Genomic DNA, 18,264 nt, shown 5'->3' with positions numbered 1-18,264 from the left:
CAATGGCGGGCATGTCTGCGCCCTCCGCCCCCGCTGGGCTGCCCCGGATCCTGTCCGGGATGCAGCCGACCAGCGACTCCCTGCACCTCGGCAACTACCTCGGGGCGCTGGTCAACTGGGTGAAGCTGCAGGACGACTTCGACGCCTTCTACTTCGTCGCCGACCTGCACGCGCTGACCGTGCCGACCGACCCGGCGGTCCTGCGCCACCGCACGCGCGTGACCGCAGCGCAGTTCCTCGCCGGTGGGGTCGACCCGAAGCGCTCGGCGGTCTTCTGCCAGAGCCACGTCACCGAGCACGCCGAGCTCGGCTGGGTGATGAACTGCCTCACCGCCGACGGCGAGGCCCGACGGATGACGCAGTTCAAGGACAAGACGGCCAAGGGGCAGAACGCCAACGTCGGCCTGCTGACCTACCCCATGCTCATGGCGGCCGACATCCTCATGTACGACGCGGCCTACGTGCCCGTCGGTGAGGACCAGCGCCAGCACCTCGAGATCACCCGTGACCTGGCGGAGCGGTTCAACCACCGCTTCGGTGAGGCCCTCGTCGTGCCCGAGCCCTACATCGTCAAGGGCGCGGCGAAGATCATGGACCTGCAGGACCCGACGTCGAAGATGAGCAAGACCGGGTCGTCGCCCAAGGGGCTCATCGACCTGATGGAGGACCCCGCCAAGATCGCCAAGAACATCCGCTCGGCCGTCACGGACACCGACGCCGAGGTGCGCTTCGACCCCGAGACGAAGGCCGGCGTGTCCAACCTGCTGGTCATCCACTCGGTGCTCTCGGGTCAGTCGGTCGAGGACGTCGCGGCATCGTTCGCGGGCCGTGGGTACGGCGACCTCAAGAAGGAGGTCGCGCAGGTCGTGGTCGAGGCGCTCACGCCGTTCCAGCAGCGGATGGGCGAGCTGCTCGACGACCCGGCCGAGCTCGACCGCATCCTCGCCGACGGCGCCGAGCGCGCGCGCGAGGTCGCCCGGACCACGATGGCCCGGGTGCGTGACCGCGTGGGTCTGCTCCCCAGCGTTCGATAGGGTCACTCGGTGCCCACCATTGGCGTGTCCATCGCGATCCCCTCGCCGTACGCGCAGCTGCTCCAGGCCAAGCGGGCCTCCTTCGGTGACCCGCTCGCCGACTCCATCCCCACCCACGTCACGCTGCTGCCGCCCACCGACGTGGGCGACGTGGAGCTGGCCGACACGGTCGCGCACCTCGAGGAGGTCGCGGCCGAGGGGCACCCCTTCTCGATGGTCCTGCGCGGCACCGGCACCTTCCGCCCGATCTCGCCCGTCGTCTTCGTGCAGGTCTCCGGTGGCATCAGCGACTGCGAGCTGCTGGAGAAGAGCATCCGGCGCGGGCCGCTGGAGCGGGTCCTGGACTTCCACTACCACCCGCACGTGACCGTGGCCCACCACGTGCCGGAGGAGGCGCTCGACCGCGCCTTCGCCGAGCTTGCCGACTTCGAGTGCACGTTCGCCGTCGAGGAGTTCCACCTCTACGAGCACGGCACCGATGGCGTATGGCGCCCGGTCCGCTCCTTCGCGCTGGGCGGCTGACCGGGTGCAGACGATCCAGCACTGGTGGTCCCGCCTGCAGGCCACCACCCCGTGGAAGGCGTGGAAGCGCTACGGCGACGCGCGGGGCAACGTCCTCGCCGGCGGTGTCGGCTACTTCGCCTTCTTCTCGATCTTTCCCGCCATCGCGCTGGCCTTCACCATCGGCGGCATCGTGCTGCGCGACCGGCCCGAGCTGCTCGTGGAGGTGCGGCACTACGTCGACCAGACGCTGCCGGGGTTCGTCAAGAACGACAAGACCGGCCAGGGCATCATCCCGGTCGCCATCCCCCAGAAGAACGTCCTCACCCTGACCGGCATCATCGGTGTCGCCGGCCTCGTGCTCGCCGGGCTCGGGTGGCTCTCGGGGATGCGCGACGGGATCCGTGCGATCTTCGGCGTCCCGGGGGAGCCGGGCAACCCCGTCCTGTTGAAGCTGCGCGACCTCGGCGTCATGCTGCTCCTCGGGCTCGGGGTGCTCGTCTCGGCCGTCGTCACCATCGTGGCCGGCGGCGTCGCCACGACCGTGTCCGAGGCCATCGGGCTGGGGTCGCAGAGCTGGATCGTCGGCGTGGTCGGCTTCGCCATGGGCGTGGTGCTCGACACCGCGCTGGTCGCCGTCATGCTGCGGGTGCTCAGCGGCGTCGCCATGCCCTGGCGGGCGCTGCGCAACGGTTCGGTGTTCGGTGGGGTCGCGCTGACCATCCTCAAGGTCGCGGGCTCGCGCCTGATCGCTGGGACGACCGGCAACCCGCTCTTCGCCTCCTTCGCCCTCGTCGTCGGGCTGCTGGTCTGGCTCAACCTCATCTCGCGCGTCATGCTCGTGGCCGCCGCCTGGGCCGCCAACGACGTCGACGCCCGCGCCGACGACCTCACCGAGGCCCAGCGGCACAAGCTGTCGGAGGGCCCGGCCCCCGAGCCGCTGGACAGCATCCGGGAGCGCACCGACGCGGGCCTGCCGACGTTCGGCCAGCGGGCGGCGGACCGGACATCGGTCGCCGCCGGAGCCGTGCTCGGCGCGGTCGGTGTGGTGGCAGTCGGCTCCCTGGGCCGCGGCATACGCAGCCTCACCCGCCGCCGCTGACCGTCCGACGGCCGGCCCAGGCCGCTCACCCGCACTTCTTCGGAAGATCCGACGTGCCCTGGGCCCTCAGACCCTCCGAAGACCCGCAGGCGCCGGGTGGCGTCGACGGAGCAGGCGTTCCCACAGCGCACGCTGGAGGAGCAGGGTCAGCACGCCGGCCACCGTCATGCCGAGAAGGTTGATGCCCAGCTGGGCTGCCGCCCCGCCGAGCTGGCTCCAGGCGCCCGTGGCGAGGGCGACGGAGAAGTCACCGGCCGCGGGCACTGTCGTCACGGAGATGAAGACGCCGACCAAGGCGTTGCTGCGCCCGGCCGTCGTGGACAGCACACCGGCGGCACCGGCCAGCACCGCCACCACCAGCGACCAGTGGTCCGGACGATAGATGAACCCCGTCATCGGGCGCGGCGCAGCCACCGTCGCCGCGTCCAACCAGCCAACGGCCACGGCGAGCAGCGCCAGCAGGGTGGTCACGCCGATGGCCAGGGCGAACCCGCGCACCAGCAGTCCCAGCGCCCGCACGGACAACCTGGGCCGTCCGAGCGCCAGCCCCACGGACAACGCCGCGACCGCGCTGAACTCCGGGCCCACCACCATGGCGCCGACGACGAGGATCGCCGAGTCCGTCACGACGGCGACAGAGGCGATCAGCGTCGCCAGGCAGAGGAACACGTAGTACGACCACGAGCCGTGGGACTGGCCCTCGGCGCCGTCGCGGACGGCGTCCCAGACCACGGCGTCGTCGGGGGCGCCGGGTGCACGCCGCTCCGCCTCGACGGCGTTGCGGGACGGTGATGCCTCGATGGTGAAGATGGTGATGCCACCCCGGTCGTGCAGCCCGAGGGTGCGCAGCCGGCTGAGCAGCCCGTCCGCCGCCTCCCGGGCGATGTCCGCCTCCACGAGGTCACCGACCGGCTTGAGGCTGCCGCCACGCGTCACCGCGAGGTTGCAGACGGCGTGGTCCGGTTCGAGGACGGCCAGGACCTCGGCCGAGAGGTCGTCGGGGACGGCGAGGCGCAGGTGCAGCACGGGCCGACCCTAGTGGTGGGCGCGGTGGCGCCGACGGGCGCTGGCCGCCCGCGAGGCGAGCCACAGCAGCAGTCCCGCGATGACGGCCAGGGTGCCCACCCCGACCCACGGTGCCGAGGCGTGCTGGCCGATACCGCCGGGAAGCGCAGCCGCGGCCGCCGTCGCGCGGGTTGCCTGGTCCTGGGGCATGACCCGGGCGTTCGCCGCCGGAGCGTCTGCCGGGGGCGAAGTCGTGGGCTTCGGCGGCGTGGTCACGGTGCCGGGCTCCACGAGGGTGCCGACGGGGCGGGCCAGGTGTCCGTAGCGGAAGGCCCAGTCGTACATCGCGGCCTGGGGCCGCCAGGACCCGTCCAGGCCGTACATCTCGGTGAGCAGGTAGGTCTTGCCCCCGCGGGTGACCGCCGAGATGAAGGTGCGGTGCGCGGCCACGGTGTAGCCGTTCTTGACGCCGATGGTGCCGTCGTAGTTGTAGAGCAGCTTGTTGTGGTTGTTGATCACGTACGAGGCGCGCTTCTTCGTCTTCGGGTTCACACGCCCCGGGAAAGGGGCCTGCTTCGTCGTGACGTAGCGGCGGAAGTCCGGCAGCTTCAGGGCTGCCCGGCCGATCAGGGCCAGGTCGTAGGCGCTCGAGGTCTGTCCGGGTGCGTCCAGACCGGACGGGTCCTTCGCGACGGTGTCGTGCGCTCCGAGCTCGCGGGCCCGGGCGTTCATCGCGGCGAGCGTCGCACCACGGCCGCCCGCGGACTCCGCGAGGGCGTAGGCCGCGTCGTTGCCGGAGGACATGAGCAACGCCTCGAACAGTTGTCGCCCCGTGTAGTCGAGTCCGGGCACCAGCCCGACGCGGGTGCCGTCCGCATTCGCGTCTGCAGCGGTGGCCTTGATCTTCCGGTCGGGCTCGACCGACGGGATCAGGGTTAGGGCGGTGAGCGTCTTGAGGGTGCTCGCGGGAAGCAGCCTGGCGTGGGGGGCCTTGGCAGCGATGACCTCGCCGGTGTCCAGGTCGGCCAGCAGCCACGCCACGTTGTTGAGCTTCGGTGGAGCGGGCACCCCCGCGGGGAGGTCGGTCACGGTGCCGATGGTCGCCAGCCTGGGACCGCCGATCGACAGCTCCGGGGGCACCGTCGCCTTCGGGACCGGCAGCCTGGGCGTGGCCGGCGGCTTGGGCTTGGCTGCGGCGACCGACGTGACGGTGGTCGCCGAGGCGGGGCTCGCAGCGCAGACCGTGGGGCCGAGCACGACGGCGCCGCCGACCGCCAGCACGAGGCCGGCGGCGGAGAGGTGTCGAGGGTGACGCACGCGCGACAGTGTGCCCGAGAGGGGGCCGGTTCGTCAGAACCTGCTGGTCAGGAGGGCGCGCTTGACCTCCTGGATGGCCTGGGTGACCTGGATGCCGCGGGGGCAGGCGTCGGTGCAGTTGAAGGTCGTGCGGCAGCGCCACACGCCTTCCTTGTCGTTGAGGATCTCCAACCGCTGGCTGCCACCCTCGTCACGGCTGTCGAAGATGAAGCGGTGCGCGTTGACGATGGCGGCAGGACCGAAGTACTGCCCGTCGTTCCAGAACACCGGGCAGCTGGTCGTGCACGCGGCGCACAGGATGCACTTGGTCGTGTCGTCGAAGCGGTCGCGGTCCTTCTGGCTCTGGATCCGCTCGCGGGTGGGCTCGTTGCCCGTCGTCACGAGGAACGGCATGACCTCGCGGTAGGCGTCGAAGAACGGCTCCATGTCGACGATGAGGTCCTTCTCGAGGGGAAGGCCCTTGATCGCCTCGACGGTGATCGGCTTGTCCGGGTTGACGTCCTTGATGAGCGTCTTGCAGGCGAGCCGGTTCTTGCCGTTGATCCGCATGGCGTCGGACCCGCAGACCCCGTGGGCGCAGGAGCGACGGAAGCTCAGCGAACCGTCCTGCTCCCACTTGATCTGGTGCAGGGCGTCCAGGACCCGGTCGGTCGCGTGGGCGGTGACCTGGTAGTCCTCGAAGTGCGGCTCGCTGTCGGCCTCGGGGTTGTAGCGCGCGACCCGGATGGTCACGGTGAAGGTCGGGACGGCCCCGGCCTTCTTCTCGTCCGTCGTCTGCTTCTCGGCGGTGGCGGTCATCAGTACTTGCGCTCCATCGGCTGGTAGCGGGTCACGGTCACGGGCTTGTAGTCCAGGCGCACCTCGTCGGCGAACAGCGGGCTCTCGGCGCCGAAGCCGTCACCGGCCAGCGGTGCACGGTAGGCCATGGTGTGCCGCATGAAGTTGACGTCGTCGCGGGTCTCGTAGTCCTCACGGAAGTGGCCGCCGCGCGACTCCTTGCGCGCCAGGGCGCCCAGCGTGATGACCTCGGCGAGCTCGATGAGGAACCCGAGCTCGACGGCCTCGAGCAGGTCGGTGTTGTAGCGCTTGCCCTTGTCCTGCACCACGACGTTGGCGTAGCGCGCCTTGAGCTCGTCGATGACGCCGAGGGCCTCCTTCATCGAGCCCTCGGTGCGGAACACCTGGACGTTGCGGTCCATCGTCTCCTGCAGCTCCTTGCGCAGGTCGGCCACCCGCTCGCCGCTCGCGCGGCCGCGGATGCCCTCGACCATGCCGTCGACGAGGGAGGAGGGGTTCTGCGGCAGGTCGACCCAGGCGGCGTTCGCGGCATACTCCGCGGCGGCGATGCCGGCGCGGCGGCCGAAGACGTTGATGTCCAGCAGGCTGTTGGTGCCCAGGCGGTTGGAGCCGTGAACCGACACGCACGCGACCTCGCCGGCGGCGTAGAGGCCGGGGACGACGTCGGTGTTGTTGCGCAGCACCTCGGTCTCGACGTTGGTCGGCACCCCGCCCATCGCGTAGTGCGCGGTGGGGTAGACCGGCACGGGCTCGGTGTAGGGCTCGACGCCGAGGTAGGTGCGCGCGAACTCGGTGATGTCGGGCAGCTTGGCGTCGATGTGGGCCGGCTCGAGGTGGGTCAGGTCGAGCAGGACGTAGTCCTTGTTGGGACCGGCGCCGCGACCCTCGCGCACCTCGTTGGCCATCGAGCGGGCGACGATGTCGCGCGGCGCGAGGTCCTTGATGGTGGGGGCGTAGCGCTCCATGAAGCGCTCGCCGTCTGCGTTGCGCAGGATGCCGCCCTCACCGCGGGCCGCCTCCGAGAGCAGGATGCCGAGACCGGCCAGGCCTGTCGGGTGGAACTGGAAGAACTCCATGTCCTCCAACGGGATGCCGCGGCGGAAGGCCACGCCCATGCCGTCACCGGTGAGGGTGTGGGCGTTGGAGGTGGTCTTGAAGACCTTGCCGGTGCCGCCGGTGGCGAACACGATCGACTTGGCCTGGAAGACGTGGATCTCGCCGGTGGACAGCTCATAGGCCACCACGCCGGCCGCCCGCTCGACGCCGTCGGCGCCGGTGTTCATGAGCAGGTCGAGGACGTAGAACTCGTTGAAGAACTCCACGCCCTGCTTGACGCAGTTCTGGTAGAGCGTCTGCAGGATCATGTGGCCGGTGCGGTCGGCGGCGAAGCAGGAGCGGCGGACCGCGGCCTCACCGTGGTTGCGGGTGTGGCCACCGAACCGGCGCTGGTCGATCTTGCCCTCGGGCGTGCGGTTGAACGGCAGGCCCATCTTCTCGAGGTCGATGACCGCGTCGATGGCCTCGCGGCACATGATCTCCGCAGCGTCCTGGTCGACGAGGTAGTCGCCGCCCTTGACGGTGTCGAAGGTGTGCCACTCCCAGTTGTCCTCCTCGACGTTGGCGAGGGCGGCGCACATGCCGCCCTGGGCCGCGCCGGTGTGGGAGCGGGTGGGGTAGAGCTTGGTCAGGACCGCGGTGCGGGTGCGCGTCGAGGACTCGAGGGCCGCGCGCATGCCGGCGCCGCCGGCACCGACGATGACGACGTCGTACTTGTGCGTCTGCATCAGGATTCGTTCCTTCGGTGTTGCAGGGTCCGGTGTTCCGGGGTCGTCGTCGGGTGGGTCATCGTCCGGTGCACACGGAGAGCGTGGAGGACGGGTCGATGCACGGGTCGAACGTGAAGATGACCAGCGTGCCGAGGACCAGGACGAGGATCGCGCTCGCGACGAGCAGGCCCTTGAGGATCCAGCGGGTGCGGTCGCTCTCGGTGTAGTCGTTGATGATCGTGCGGACGCCGTTGAAGCCGTGCAGCTCGGCGAGCCACAGCATCAACATGTCCCAGGTCTGCCAGAACGGGCTGGCCCACTTGCCGGCGACGAAGGCGAAGTCGACGCCGTGGATGCCCTCGCCCAGCATGAGGTTGACGAACAGGTGGCCGAAGACCAGGACGAGCAGCAGCACGCCGCTGCCGCGCATGAAGACCCAGGACCACAGCTCGAAGTTGCCGCGGCCCTTGGACACCCGGCGGTAGCGCGAGGTCTTGGCGGAGACCGCGTCAGGTCCGGCGTGGTAGTTGGTGGTGGCGCTCATGGTCCGCCCTCTCAGTGCGTGAAGACGATGGTCAGGTGCCGGATCGCGAACGGCGCGAACAGCAGCACGAACCCGGCGGCGACCGCCCAGAACATCTGCTTCTGGTACTTGGGCCCCTTGGACCAGAAGTCCACGGCGATGATGCGCAGGCCGTTGAGCGCGTGGAAGATCACGGCCGCGACCAGCCCGGCCTCGGCCAGGCCCACGACGGGGTTCTTGTAGGCGCCCATGACCTCGTTGTACGCGCTGGGCGAGACCCGGACGAGCGCCGTGTCCAGCACGTGCGCGAACAGGAAGAGGAAGATCAGTACGCCGCTGATGCGGTGGGCCACCCACGTCCACATGCCTTCACGGCCGCGGTAGAGGGTCCCGGTAGCTGCCTGCGCCACTGCGCGTCCCTTTCGAAGCAGAGTTGTCACGGCAGTCGCTCGAGGGCGTGTCTGGCCGTACGTCGACGGTCAGGTTATCTGTCCGTGCAGGTGGGGCGCGCACGGCCCGGCTGTGAGAAACCAGACAGGCGGGGTTACTGGCGGGTACCGACAGGTCTCAGGCGACGATTGCGGGGGCGCGAAGGACCGTGGAGTAGTGGCGCAGCAGCTCGTCGGTCAGCGTCGACCACGACCTCCCCTCGACGCGTCGGCGCCCTGCCGCACCCATCGCCTCCCGCTTGGCGCGGTCGCCGGCGAGGTGGGCGACGGCCCCCCGCATGGCGGCCGGGTCCTCGGGGTCGAACAGCAGGCCGGTCCGGCTGTGGTCCACGAGGTCGAGCGGGCCACCGCGAGCAGGGGCGACCACCGGCAGGGCGGTCGCGGCCGCCTCCTGCAGGGTCTGGCCGAACGTCTCCCTGGTGCCTGTGTGCACGAACACGTCCAGCGCGGCATACGCCCTCGCGAGGTCGTCACCCTCCCTGCGCCCGAGCAGGACGACGTCGAGCCCGGCGGCGCCCAGCAGGGCGGCGTCGTCGGCTCGGCCGGGACCGTCGCCGACCAGGACCACCCGCAGGCCGGGCAGGCCGGCGAGGGCGGCGAACCGGTGCAGCTCCTTCTCGGGGGCCAGCCGGCCGACGTAGCCGACGACGACCTCGCCGTGCGGTGCCAGGCTGCGCCGCAGGGCACGGGTGCCGGCGTCGGTCCGCCAGTGGGGGTGGAACATCGCGGCATCCACGCCACGGGCCCAGGATCGGGTTCGGGGTATGCCGTGGGCCTCCAGCTCGGCCAGTGCCGCCGAGGAGGGGGCGAGGGTGAGGTCGGCGAGCTCGTGGACCCGGCGCACCCAGCGCCACGCGGCGGTTGCCGCGCCGCGGCCGAGTGCGCCGGGGCAGTGCTGGGCGAGGTAGCTGGGCATGTCGGTCTGGTAGACGGCGACCGACGCGATCCCCAGCCTGGCCGCAGCCCCGAGAGCGCTCGCGCCGAGGACGAACGGGGACGCGACGTGCACCACGTCGGGGGCGAACCTGGCCAGCAGGGCCTCGACCTCACCGGTGGGCAGTCCCACCGGGAACTGGCGCACGGGCACGGAGGCGACACCATGCACCGGGAAGCCCGCCCAGCTCGCGGGCGCGGGACGCGGGGCGATGACGATGACCTCGTGCCCGCGGTCGCGCAGGCACTCCAGGACCCGGCAGACGCTCGTCGTCACGCCGTTGAGGTTGGGGAGGAACGACTCGGTGACGATCGCGATGCGCACGGCACCAGCGTGCTGAACCCGGGTGATGTGGCGGCGACGTCCGGGGGTGGGTCAGGTGAGCGTGGGGTGATCAAGCGGTGTCGCGGATGGCGTGGGCTAGCGTTCGCGCCATGTCGAACGAGCACTTCTGGGCCGTCATCCCCGCCGGTGGGGCGGGCACACGGCTGTGGCCGTTGTCGAGGGCGGGTTCGCCGAAGTTCCTGCACGACCTCACCGGCACGGGGCGCTCGCTGCTGCAGGCCACGTGGGACCGGCTCGAGCCGCTGACCGGTGCGCAGGTCCTCGTCGTCACGGGCGTCGCGCACATCGACGCGGTCGCCCGGCAGCTCCCTGGGCTCCCGGCTGACCAGCTGCTGGCCGAGCCCTCGCCCCGCGACTCGATGGCGGCCATCGGGTGGGCCGCGGCAGTGCTCGAGGCCCGCGACCCCGAGGCGGTCCTCGGGTCCTTCGCCGCAGACCACGTGATCGGTGACGAGGAGCAGTTCCGCGAGTGCGTGTCGTCCGCCGTGGAAGCCGCTGCTGACGGGCACGTCGTGACGATCGGCATCGAACCCACCCATGCCGCAACGGGTTTCGGCTACATCGAGATGGGCGAGACGTTGGGTGCCGGCCCGGCGCGCGCTGTCGCGCAGTTCGTGGAGAAGCCCGACCGCGAGCGTGCCGAGGCCTACCTGGCGACCGGTCGGTTCCGGTGGAACGCGGGCATGTTCGTCGTCAGGGCCACGGTCCTGCTCGACCTGCTCGCGCAGTGGCACCCCGAGCTCGCGGCCGGGTTGCGGACCGTCGCCTCCGAGCCGTCGCGCCTCGCCGAGGTCTGGCCGGGGCTGGAGAAGATCGCCATCGACCACGCCGTCGCCGAACCTGCTGCCGCGCAGGGCCGGGTGGCGGTCGTCCCGGGCGGGTTCGGGTGGGACGACGTGGGTGACTTCGCCTCGCTCGGCTCGCTGCTCTCGGACGCCGACGGGCTGCCGGGGGTTCGGGTCCTCGGTGACGCCGATCGCCTGCGCGTCCTGGACTCCACGGGGGTCGTGGTCCCCGGCACCGACCGGGTCGTCGCCCTCGTCGGCATCGACGACGTGGTGGTGGTCGACACCCCGGACGCCCTGCTGGTCATGTCGCGCGAGCGCGCCCAGGACGTCAAGGGCATCGTCGACTCCCTCAAGGCCCAGGGCCGCACCGACCTGACCTGACCTCCCTGGTCAGTGCACGTCGCGGCGGCGGAACAGGGTGCCGCCGGCCAGGACCAGCACGCCGGCGAGCGCGACGAGCCCGACGACCGGAGTGGGGTCGAAGGTGCCACCGGGCAGCAGGGGCACGTGGCGGAACGGCGAGAGGTCCTGCAGACCTTGCGGAAGATGGAGGAGGTCGCCGAACTGACCGATCACCAGGCAGGCGGCGAGCACGACCCACGCGCCCACGGCCAGTCGTGAGGCGGAGCCGTAGAGCAGCACCGCCACCGCGATGACGACCCAGACCGGGGCCACCTGCACGAGTGCCGCCGGGAGCACCCGGGTGAACGACTCACCGAGGTCGCCACGGGTCGCCCCGTCGGCGAGGGACGCGCCGACCCCGAGCAGGGCCAGGATCCCCGCGCTGCCCGCGAGGGCCAGGCTGACGTGGCTCATCAGCCAGGACCAGCGCGAGGTGGCCGTCGACAGGGTCAGCTCGGCGCGTGTGGAGCTCTCCTCCCCGAGCAGGCGCAGGGAGGCCGCGATCCCGAACCCCGCCACGACCGCAGCCATGATGCCGAACTCCGCGGCGATGAAGGCGTCCGTCAGCGACCCGGTGCCGCCGAGGCTGCGGATCATGTCCCGCGCCTGCGGGGAGTCGAGCAGTGAGGCCGCGTTCGAGGCGAAGCCGCCCAGGATCGCGCCCATCAGGACTGTCGCGAGCGACCAGCCCAGGATGGCGGCGCGCTGCAGCCGCCAGGCCAGCGCGAGCGGTGTGCCCATCGTGGTGTGGGCCGGGCCGGCGCGGTCGGCGAACAGGCCGGACCCGAGGTCACGCCTGTTGCGCAGCCGGTAGGCCAGCGCCGTCATCACCGCAGCAAACCCCAGGGCGAGCAGCCCTACCCACCAACGCTCCCCGGCATAGGGGCGCACCTCCTGGGCCCACCCGAGCGGGGAGAGCCAGACGAGGACGTGGGCCGGTCCGTCGCCGGACGCGTCGCCCACCGCCCGGAGCAGGTATGCCGCCGCGACGCCGCCACCCGCGACCGCGGCGACCGTCCGGCCGCTCGAGGTGAGCTGCACGGCGACCGCGGTGATGCCGATGAAGGCGATCCCCGCGACGAGCCACGCGAGGCCGAGGGCGACCGACCCCGCGACGGGGAGTCCGGAGGCGGCGTAGCCGACAGCCGTGAACGCGCTCGCGAGCACGACCACCCCAGTGGTGTGGAGCAGGGCTGCGGTCAACGGTGCGTGCCGGGACACGACGCCTGCGCCGAGGAGCTCGACCCTGCCGGTCTCCTCCTCGGTGCGGGTGTGGCGGCGCAGGAGGAACACGGCGGTGAGGGCCACGGCCACCGCCCCGGTCGACAGCATCTTGAGGCCGGCCAGCGACCCCAGCGAAGCATGGACGGGACCGTAGAGCGCCACCAGTGCGGGGGAGGCGTTGGCGGCCACGGCGGCCGACGTCACCTGGCTCGGATCGGGGTAGAGGGCGACGGTGGCCGCGGCGGTGCTCCACGCCATACCGCCGAGGACCAGGACGACCACGGGGGCGAGCACCCGGTCGCGACGTAGGGCGAGTCGCAGCAGGGACCCTGTGCCCGGCACGGCGGTCATGGCCGGGCTCCCACCGTCCGGTCGGGGTCGGACGAGCGCCGGTAGAGGTTCATGAACAGCTCCTCCAGGCTCGGCGGGGCGCTGGTGATGCGGCGGATCCCGCACTGCGCCAACAGGTTCATCACCGCGCCGAGCTCCTCGGGGTCGACGTTGAGGTGGACGTGACGGCCGTCGACCTGCAGGTCGTGGACACCCGGTACGGCCTTCAGGCCGTCGGGGACACGCTCGAGCTCGGCGTCGACGGTGGTCCGCGACAGGTGCCGCAGGTCCGCCAGGCTGCCGGTCTGGACGGTGCGGCCGGCGCGGATGATCGTCAGCCGGTCGCAGAGGTGCTCCACCTCGCTGAGGATGTGGCTCGAGAGCAGGACGGTGCGACCCTCTGCCTGCACCTCGCGGACGCAGTCGCGGAAGACCTCCTCCATGAGTGGGTCGAGGCCGGAGGTGGGCTCGTCGAGGATGAGCAGCTCGGCGTCGGAGCTCAGGGCCGCGACGAGGGCGACCTTCTGCCGGTTCCCCTTGGAGTAGGCGCGGCCCTTCTTCGTCGGGTCGAGGTCGAAGCGCTCGAGCAGCTCGGTGCGACGGCCCTCGTCCTGGGCCCCGCGCAGGCGACCGAGCAGGTCGATGACCTCGCCGCCGGTGAGGTTGGGCCACAGGGCGACGTCGCCGGGGACGTAGGCCAGGCGACGGTGCAGGGTCGCGGCCTGGCGCCATGGGTCGCCCCCGAGAAGGGTCACCTCCCCGCCGTCGGCGCGGAGCAGCCCGAGCAGCACCCGGATGGTCGTCGACTTGCCCGACCCGTTGGGGCCGAGGAAGCCGTGCACCTCTCCCGCCCGCACCTCGAGGTCGAGACCGTCGAGGGCGGCGAGGTGGCCGAACTCCTTGCGCAGGTTGGCCGCATGGATCACGGTGGTCATGTCCTCACCGTACACAGGTTTCAGAAGATACTGAATGCTCTAAACTGACTTCATGGTCACGCGGAGGACGAAGCAGACATCAGCGGACGAACGACTGCGTTTCGTCGAGCGGTTCGGCTCCAGCCTCACGGTCGCCGGGTTCCCCCGCCTGCCCGCGCGCGTCTTCGCGTGCCTGCTCTCCCAGGACACCGGCACGCTGACCTCCGCAGAGATCGGGGAGGCCCTCTCGGTGAGCCCGGCGGCCGTCTCCGGCGCCGTCCGATACCTCGAGACGACCCGGATGATCCACCGGGAGCGCGAGCCGGGGTCACGACGCGACGTCTACGTCGTGTCCGACGACGCCTGGCACGACGCCCTGATCAACTCCTCCGCCACCTACGCGCCCATCACGGCGACCCTGCGCGAGGGTGTCGGCCTCGTCGGGGGGCGGCGGACCCCAGCGGGGCGCCGGCTCTCGCTCAGCGTGGAGTTCCTGGACTTCATCGCCGAGGAGATGGACGGGATCGCCGAGCGCTGGGAGAAGCGTCGGGCCCAGCTGGGGTAGGGCCGTCGCGTCCCGGTCGGGTGTGGGCCGACCACACCCTCCCGGCGGGTGAGGTTGGCCACGGGCCATGAGCACGCGGCACACCGCGCCGTTAGGCTCCGCTCCATGGCCGCCGACGTCCCCGAAGCCCGCTCCGAGTCCGACCTCCCGATCAAGGCCGTGTACGGCGCGGACGACCTCGCCGGGTTCGACGCGGCGCAGCAGCTGGGGGAGCCCGGGCAGTACCCCTACACCCGCGGCGTCTACCCGAACATGTACACCGGTCGGCCGTGGACGATGCGCCAGTACGCCGGGTTCGGCACGGCCAAGGAGAGCAACGAGCGCTACCACGAGCTCGTCGCCAACGGCACGGGTGGACTGTCCGTCGCCTTCGACCTGCCGACGCAGATGGGGTACGACTCAGACGAGGCCATCGCCAGTGGCGAGGTCGGCAAGGTCGGGGTGGCGATCGACTCGATCGACGACATGCGCACCCTCTTCGGCGGTCTGCCGCTCGGCGAGCTGTCGACGTCGATGACGATCAACGCGCCCGCCTCGACGCTGCTGCTGATGTACCAGCTCGTCGCCGAGGAGAACGGCGCGGACAGCACCATGCTCGCCGGGACGATCCAGAACGACGTGCTCAAGGAGTACATCGCCCGCGGCACCTACATCTACCCGCCGAAGGAGTCCCTGCGACTCATCAGCGACATCTTCGCCTACTGCGCCAAGGAGATGCCGCGCTGGAACACCATCTCCATCAGCGGGTACCACATGGCCGAGGCCGGGGCGACACCCGCGCAGGAGATCGCCTTCACCCTGGCCAACGCCAAGGAGTACGTCCGCGCCGCCATCGCCGCCGGCCTGGACGTCGACGACTTCGCGCCGCGGTTGTCGTTCTTCTTCGTCGCCCGCACCACGTTGCTCGAGGAGGTCGCCAAGTTCCGGGCGGCCCGACGCATCTGGGCGCGGATCATGCGCGAGGAGTTCGGTGCCAAGAACCCCAAGAGCGAGATGCTGCGGTTCCACACGCAGACCGCCGGGGTGCAGCTGACCGCCCAGCAGCCCGAGGTCAACCTCGTTCGGGTGGCCCTGCAGGGGCTCGGTGCCGTCCTTGGTGGCACCCAGTCGCTGCACACCAACTCCTTCGACGAGGCGATCGCCCTGCCCACGCAGAAGGCCGCCCGGCTGGCGCTGCGCACCCAGCAGGTCATCGCCTACGAGACCGACGTGACGAAGACCGTCGACCCCTTCGCGGGTTCCTACGTCATGGAGTCCATGACCGACGACGTCGAGGCGGCTGCTCTCGAGCTGATCCAGGCCGTCGAGGACCGCGGTGGCGCCGTGGCCGCGATCGAGCAGGGTTTCCAGAAGTCCGAGATCGAGCGCTCGGCCTACCGCATCGCCCTGGAGATCGACGGCAAGGAGCGCACCGTCGTCGGCCTCAACCGCTTCGCCCTCGACGAGGAGGAGCCCTACGAGCCGCTGCGCGTCGACCCCCAGATCGAGCACGACCAGCGTGAGCGGCTGGCCGCCCTGCGTGCCGAGCGCGACAACGAGGCCGTGGAGCGAGCCCTGGAGGCGGTCCGCGACGCGGCCCGTGGCACCGACAACCTGCTCTACCCGATGAGGGAGGCCCTGCGGCTGCGCGCCACCGGCGGCGAGGTGAGCCACGCGTTGCGCGACGTCTGGGGCCAGTACGTCCCCCGCGAGACCTTCTGAGGCGACCCGGCACCTGGGCACCGCGCCATACCGCGCGCCATACCGCTCTATACCGCGGACGGCTCGATGACCGGGGGCCGAAGGTCCCGGCGCGAGTAGAGTGCGCCGTGACATGACCGACAACCACATCCTGACCGATCTCGGCGGCACCATCGACGCCCTGGCCCCCGCGCTCCTGGCCCTCCAGCGCGAGGTGCACGCCCACCCAGAGCTGTCCCGGAGCGAGGTACGCACGACCGCCCACGTCGAGGGACTGCTGCGGACGGCCGGCGTCTCCACCCGAGCCCTCCCGGTCAGCGGCCTGGTCGCCGACCTCGGTGCCGAGCAGCCCGCCTACCGCGTCGCCCTGCGAGCCGACCTCGACGCCCTGCCCGTGGGGGAGCGCACGGGTGTCCCGTGGGCCTCGACGACCGAGGGCATCTGCCACGCCTGTGGGCACGACGTGCACGTGGCGGCCGTGCTGGGCGCCGGACTGGCGCTCAAGGAGCACGAGGACCAGCTGCGGGAGCGGGGGATCGGCGTCCGACTGCTGTTCCAGCCGGCGGAGGAGGTCATCCCCGGAGGGGCGGTCGACCTCATCGCCGAGCACGCCCTCGACGGGGTGGACGCGATCTTCGCCGTGCACTGCGACCCCAGCCTCGACGTCGGCAGCGTGGGGCTGCGCGACGGTGCCATCACCGCCGCGGCCGACCGGGTTGTGGTCCACCTCAGCGGCCGTGGTGGGCACACTTCCCGCCCGCACCTCACCGAGGACCTGACCTTCGCCCTGGCCAAGGTGGTGACCGAGATGCCCGCCGTGCTGTCGCGGCGGCTGGACCCGCGGTCCGCGTTCGCGCTGGTCTGGGGCGAGGTGCACGCTGGCCAGGCCGCCAACGTCATCCCCTCCAGCGGCACCGTCGCCGGCACGCTGCGCATGCTCGACGCGACCGCATGGACCACCGTCGGCCCGCTGCTCGCCCAGGCGCTCGAGCACATCGTCGCCCCGTATGCCGTGACGGCCGTGCTCGAGCACGTCCAGGGCGTTCCTCCCGTGGTCAACGACCCCGAAGCCATCGAGGTCCTGCGTCGTGCGGCGGGGGGCATGGGCCTGGCACCCGTCGGCACGCCGCAGTCGCTCGGCGGGGAGGACTTCGCCTGGTACCTGCGCGAGGTCCCCGGGGCGATGGCCCGGTTGGGGACCCGCTCGCCCGGCGGTGCCACCTACGACCTCCACCAAGGTGACCTCGTCGTCGACGAGACCTCGGTCGTGCAGGGCGCTCGCCTCCTGGCTGGTGCAGTTGTGGCTGGTGTGGTCAAGAGCGCTCCGGAACGGACAGTCGCGGATCGGTAACGGTTTGCAAGAACTGCGCAAGAAGGCGGTGGGTGGCCGGAGTTCTTGCGGCTATCCTCACGCCCAGGTGGCGCACCAGAGCGCCTCATGCATACCTAGGAACAGGAGACAGCCTTGCGTCACGGGATGAAGGTTGCAGCGGTGATGTCAGTGGCAGCACTGACCCTCGCCGCGTGTGGTGGCTCGGGCAGCGACAAGTCCAGCGCCAGCGGGTCGAGCTCGAGCTCGGCCAAGAAGAGCGACATCAAGGTCGGCATGGCCTACGACGTGGGTGGCCGTGGAGACCAGTCCTTCAACGACGCTGCGGCCGCCGGTCTCGACAAGGCCAAGGCCGACCTCGGGGTCCAGGTCAAGGAAGCCGCCGCCGTCAACGGCGAGAACGAGGCTGCCCGCGAGGAGCGTCTCCAGCAGCTGATCGACGCCGGTTACACGCACGTCGTCGCCGTGGGCTTCGCCTACGCCAAGTCCGTGGGCACGGCCGCCAAGGCCAACCCCGACGTGCACTTCGCGATCGTCGACGACGCGTCCGCCGACTCCAAGGGCGCCAACGTCGACCAGATCACGTTCGCCGAGAACGAGGGCTCGTTCCTCGTCGGTGCGGCTGCCGCCCTGAAGACCAAGACGAAGCACATCGGCTTCGTCGGTGGCGTCAACACCCCGCTCATCAAGAAGTTCGAGGCCGGCTACATCGCGGGCGCCAAGGCGGTCAACCCCTCCATCAAGGTTGACTCGCAGTACCTCACCCAGCCGCCGGACTTCAGCGGCTTCGGTGACCCGGCCAAGGGCAAGACGGCTGCCGAGGGCATGTTCCAGGCCGGCGCCGACATCGTCTACCACGCTGCTGGTGGCTCCGGTGGTGGCGTCTTCACCGCAGCCAAGGCCGCTGGTGGCAAGGCCATCGGTGTCGACTCCGACCAGGCCCTCACGGCCCCGGCCGACGTCCGTTCGGTCATCATGACCTCGATGATCAAGAAGGTCGACGTCGCGGTCTTCGACTTCATCAAGTCGGCCGTCGACGGTCAGGAGAAGACCGGCAACAACATCTACGACCTGAAGTCCGGGGGTGTGGACTACTCCACGACCGGTGGTCAGATCGACGACATCAAGTCCAAGCTCGACGACTACAAGCAGCAGATCATCTCCGGCAAGATCACGGTGCCTGTCACCCCCTGATCGACCCCCTGATCGACCCTGTGGTGGTCCACACGGCCCGGGCGGCGCGGTAGCGTCTGACCC

17 protein-coding genes are annotated in these 18,264 nt (G+C 70.9%); 8 read left to right on the top strand and 9 right to left on the bottom strand.

What is annotated here, in order from left to right; translation table 11 throughout:
- Nucleotides 1–2: 2 nt before the first annotated feature.
- Genes trpS through ABEG17_RS03780 form a run of 3 tightly spaced genes read left to right on the top strand, consistent with a single transcriptional unit; the run spans nucleotide 3 to nucleotide 2,637 of the window.
- Nucleotides 3–1,034, top strand: a complete 1,032-nt coding sequence (trpS, locus tag ABEG17_RS03790) for a tryptophan--tRNA ligase (protein ID WP_406831952.1) — start codon at nucleotides 3–5, stop codon at nucleotides 1,032–1,034.
- A 9-nt stretch (nucleotides 1,035–1,043) separates the two neighbouring features.
- On the top strand, nucleotides 1,044–1,556 hold the full coding sequence (locus ABEG17_RS03785) for a 2'-5' RNA ligase family protein (RefSeq protein ID WP_406831951.1): 513 nt from the start codon (nucleotides 1,044–1,046) through the stop codon (nucleotides 1,554–1,556).
- A 4-nt stretch (nucleotides 1,557–1,560) separates the two neighbouring features.
- Complete coding sequence (locus tag ABEG17_RS03780; protein WP_406831950.1) at nucleotides 1,561–2,637, top strand: YihY/virulence factor BrkB family protein; 1,077 nt, start codon at nucleotides 1,561–1,563, stop codon at nucleotides 2,635–2,637.
- A gap of 66 nt (nucleotides 2,638–2,703) precedes the next feature.
- Here the strand turns inward: ABEG17_RS03780 and ABEG17_RS03775 are convergent, their stop codons facing one another.
- From ABEG17_RS03775 to ABEG17_RS03745, 7 genes are all read right to left on the bottom strand, one after another.
- On the bottom strand, nucleotides 2,704–3,663 hold the full coding sequence (locus tag ABEG17_RS03775; protein WP_406831949.1) for a DUF389 domain-containing protein: 960 nt from the start codon (nucleotides 3,661–3,663) through the stop codon (nucleotides 2,704–2,706).
- Between the two features lie 9 nt (nucleotides 3,664–3,672).
- Nucleotides 3,673–4,959 (bottom strand): D-alanyl-D-alanine carboxypeptidase family protein, encoded by a 1,287-nt coding sequence (locus ABEG17_RS03770; RefSeq protein WP_406831948.1) that lies wholly within the window; start codon nucleotides 4,957–4,959, stop codon nucleotides 3,673–3,675.
- Between the two features lie 33 nt (nucleotides 4,960–4,992).
- On the bottom strand, nucleotides 4,993–5,757 hold the full coding sequence (locus ABEG17_RS03765; RefSeq protein WP_406831947.1) for a succinate dehydrogenase iron-sulfur subunit: 765 nt from the start codon (nucleotides 5,755–5,757) through the stop codon (nucleotides 4,993–4,995).
- On the bottom strand, nucleotides 5,757–7,541 hold the full coding sequence (sdhA, locus tag ABEG17_RS03760) for a succinate dehydrogenase flavoprotein subunit (RefSeq protein ID WP_406831946.1): 1,785 nt from the start codon (nucleotides 7,539–7,541) through the stop codon (nucleotides 5,757–5,759). The genes ABEG17_RS03765 and sdhA overlap by 1 nt, the downstream gene beginning before the upstream one ends.
- A gap of 58 nt (nucleotides 7,542–7,599) precedes the next feature.
- On the bottom strand, nucleotides 7,600–8,067 hold the full coding sequence (locus ABEG17_RS03755; protein ID WP_406831945.1) for a succinate dehydrogenase hydrophobic membrane anchor subunit: 468 nt from the start codon (nucleotides 8,065–8,067) through the stop codon (nucleotides 7,600–7,602).
- Nucleotides 8,068–8,078: 11 nt separating this feature from the next.
- Nucleotides 8,079–8,456: a succinate dehydrogenase, cytochrome b556 subunit gene (gene sdhC, locus ABEG17_RS03750; RefSeq protein ID WP_406831944.1), complete on the bottom strand. Its 378-nt coding sequence runs from the start codon at nucleotides 8,454–8,456 to the stop codon at nucleotides 8,079–8,081.
- A 157-nt stretch (nucleotides 8,457–8,613) separates the two neighbouring features.
- Nucleotides 8,614–9,753, bottom strand: coding sequence for a glycosyltransferase family 4 protein (locus ABEG17_RS03745; RefSeq protein WP_406831943.1), 1,140 nt, complete (start codon nucleotides 9,751–9,753; stop codon nucleotides 8,614–8,616).
- Between the two features lie 110 nt (nucleotides 9,754–9,863).
- Between ABEG17_RS03745 and ABEG17_RS03740 the strand changes: the two genes are divergently transcribed.
- A complete protein-coding gene (locus ABEG17_RS03740; protein WP_406831942.1) occupies nucleotides 9,864–10,943 on the top strand; it encodes a mannose-1-phosphate guanylyltransferase in 1,080 nt (359 codons plus the stop codon).
- Nucleotides 10,944–10,952: 9 nt separating this feature from the next.
- On the opposite strand, the gene ABEG17_RS03735 is transcribed toward ABEG17_RS03740, so the two are convergent.
- Nucleotides 10,953–12,539: an ABC transporter permease gene (locus ABEG17_RS03735; RefSeq protein ID WP_406831941.1), complete on the bottom strand. Its 1,587-nt coding sequence runs from the start codon at nucleotides 12,537–12,539 to the stop codon at nucleotides 10,953–10,955.
- Nucleotides 12,536–13,453 (bottom strand): ATP-binding cassette domain-containing protein, encoded by a 918-nt coding sequence (locus tag ABEG17_RS03730; RefSeq protein WP_406831940.1) that lies wholly within the window; start codon nucleotides 13,451–13,453, stop codon nucleotides 12,536–12,538. The genes ABEG17_RS03735 and ABEG17_RS03730 overlap by 4 nt, the downstream gene beginning before the upstream one ends.
- Nucleotides 13,454–13,505: 52 nt before the next feature.
- Here ABEG17_RS03730 and ABEG17_RS03725 point away from each other — a divergent pair, with 52 nt between their 5' ends.
- From ABEG17_RS03725 to ABEG17_RS03710, 4 genes are all read left to right on the top strand, one after another.
- Nucleotides 13,506–13,997 (top strand): GbsR/MarR family transcriptional regulator, encoded by a 492-nt coding sequence (locus ABEG17_RS03725; protein WP_406831939.1) that lies wholly within the window; start codon nucleotides 13,506–13,508, stop codon nucleotides 13,995–13,997.
- A gap of 105 nt (nucleotides 13,998–14,102) precedes the next feature.
- Nucleotides 14,103–15,698 (top strand): methylmalonyl-CoA mutase, encoded by a 1,596-nt coding sequence (locus ABEG17_RS03720; RefSeq protein ID WP_406831938.1) that lies wholly within the window; start codon nucleotides 14,103–14,105, stop codon nucleotides 15,696–15,698.
- Nucleotides 15,699–15,810: 112 nt separating this feature from the next.
- Nucleotides 15,811–17,028, top strand: a complete 1,218-nt coding sequence (locus tag ABEG17_RS03715) for an amidohydrolase (RefSeq protein ID WP_406831937.1) — start codon at nucleotides 15,811–15,813, stop codon at nucleotides 17,026–17,028.
- A gap of 126 nt (nucleotides 17,029–17,154) precedes the next feature.
- Nucleotides 17,155–18,201, top strand: a complete 1,047-nt coding sequence (locus ABEG17_RS03710) for a BMP family protein (RefSeq protein ID WP_406831936.1) — start codon at nucleotides 17,155–17,157, stop codon at nucleotides 18,199–18,201.
- Nucleotides 18,202–18,264 lie beyond the last annotated feature (63 nt).

It is taken from the genome of Pedococcus sp. KACC 23699, assembly GCF_045348425.1.
GTDB lineage: Bacteria > Actinomycetota > Actinomycetes > Actinomycetales > Dermatophilaceae > Pedococcus.
The sequence above is the reverse complement of the archived record's forward strand: the minus strand, read 5'-3'. Positions and strand labels throughout refer to the sequence as shown.

What these genes read in the sequence shown, in the direction of transcription:
- ABEG17_RS03715 (WP_406831937.1), top strand. Translation starts at nt 15,811, where the DNA reads ATGACCGACAACCACATCCTGACCGATCTCGGCGGCACCATCGACGCC.
- ABEG17_RS03765 (WP_406831947.1), bottom strand. Translation starts at nt 5,757, where the DNA reads ATGACCGCCACCGCCGAGAAGCAGACGACGGACGAGAAGAAGGCCGGG.
- ABEG17_RS03710 (WP_406831936.1), top strand. Translation starts at nt 17,155, where the DNA reads ATGAAGGTTGCAGCGGTGATGTCAGTGGCAGCACTGACCCTCGCCGCG.
- ABEG17_RS03725 (WP_406831939.1), top strand. Translation starts at nt 13,506, where the DNA reads ATGGTCACGCGGAGGACGAAGCAGACATCAGCGGACGAACGACTGCGT.
- ABEG17_RS03755 (WP_406831945.1), bottom strand. Translation starts at nt 8,067, where the DNA reads ATGAGCGCCACCACCAACTACCACGCCGGACCTGACGCGGTCTCCGCC.
- ABEG17_RS03730 (WP_406831940.1), bottom strand. Translation starts at nt 13,453, where the DNA reads ATGACCACCGTGATCCATGCGGCCAACCTGCGCAAGGAGTTCGGCCAC.
- ABEG17_RS03735 (WP_406831941.1), bottom strand. Translation starts at nt 12,539, where the DNA reads ATGACCGCCGTGCCGGGCACAGGGTCCCTGCTGCGACTCGCCCTACGT.
- sdhA (WP_406831946.1), bottom strand. Translation starts at nt 7,541, where the DNA reads ATGCAGACGCACAAGTACGACGTCGTCATCGTCGGTGCCGGCGGCGCC.
- ABEG17_RS03740 (WP_406831942.1), top strand. Translation starts at nt 9,864, where the DNA reads ATGTCGAACGAGCACTTCTGGGCCGTCATCCCCGCCGGTGGGGCGGGC.
- trpS (WP_406831952.1), top strand. Translation starts at nt 3, where the DNA reads ATGGCGGGCATGTCTGCGCCCTCCGCCCCCGCTGGGCTGCCCCGGATC.
- ABEG17_RS03720 (WP_406831938.1), top strand. Translation starts at nt 14,103, where the DNA reads ATGGCCGCCGACGTCCCCGAAGCCCGCTCCGAGTCCGACCTCCCGATC.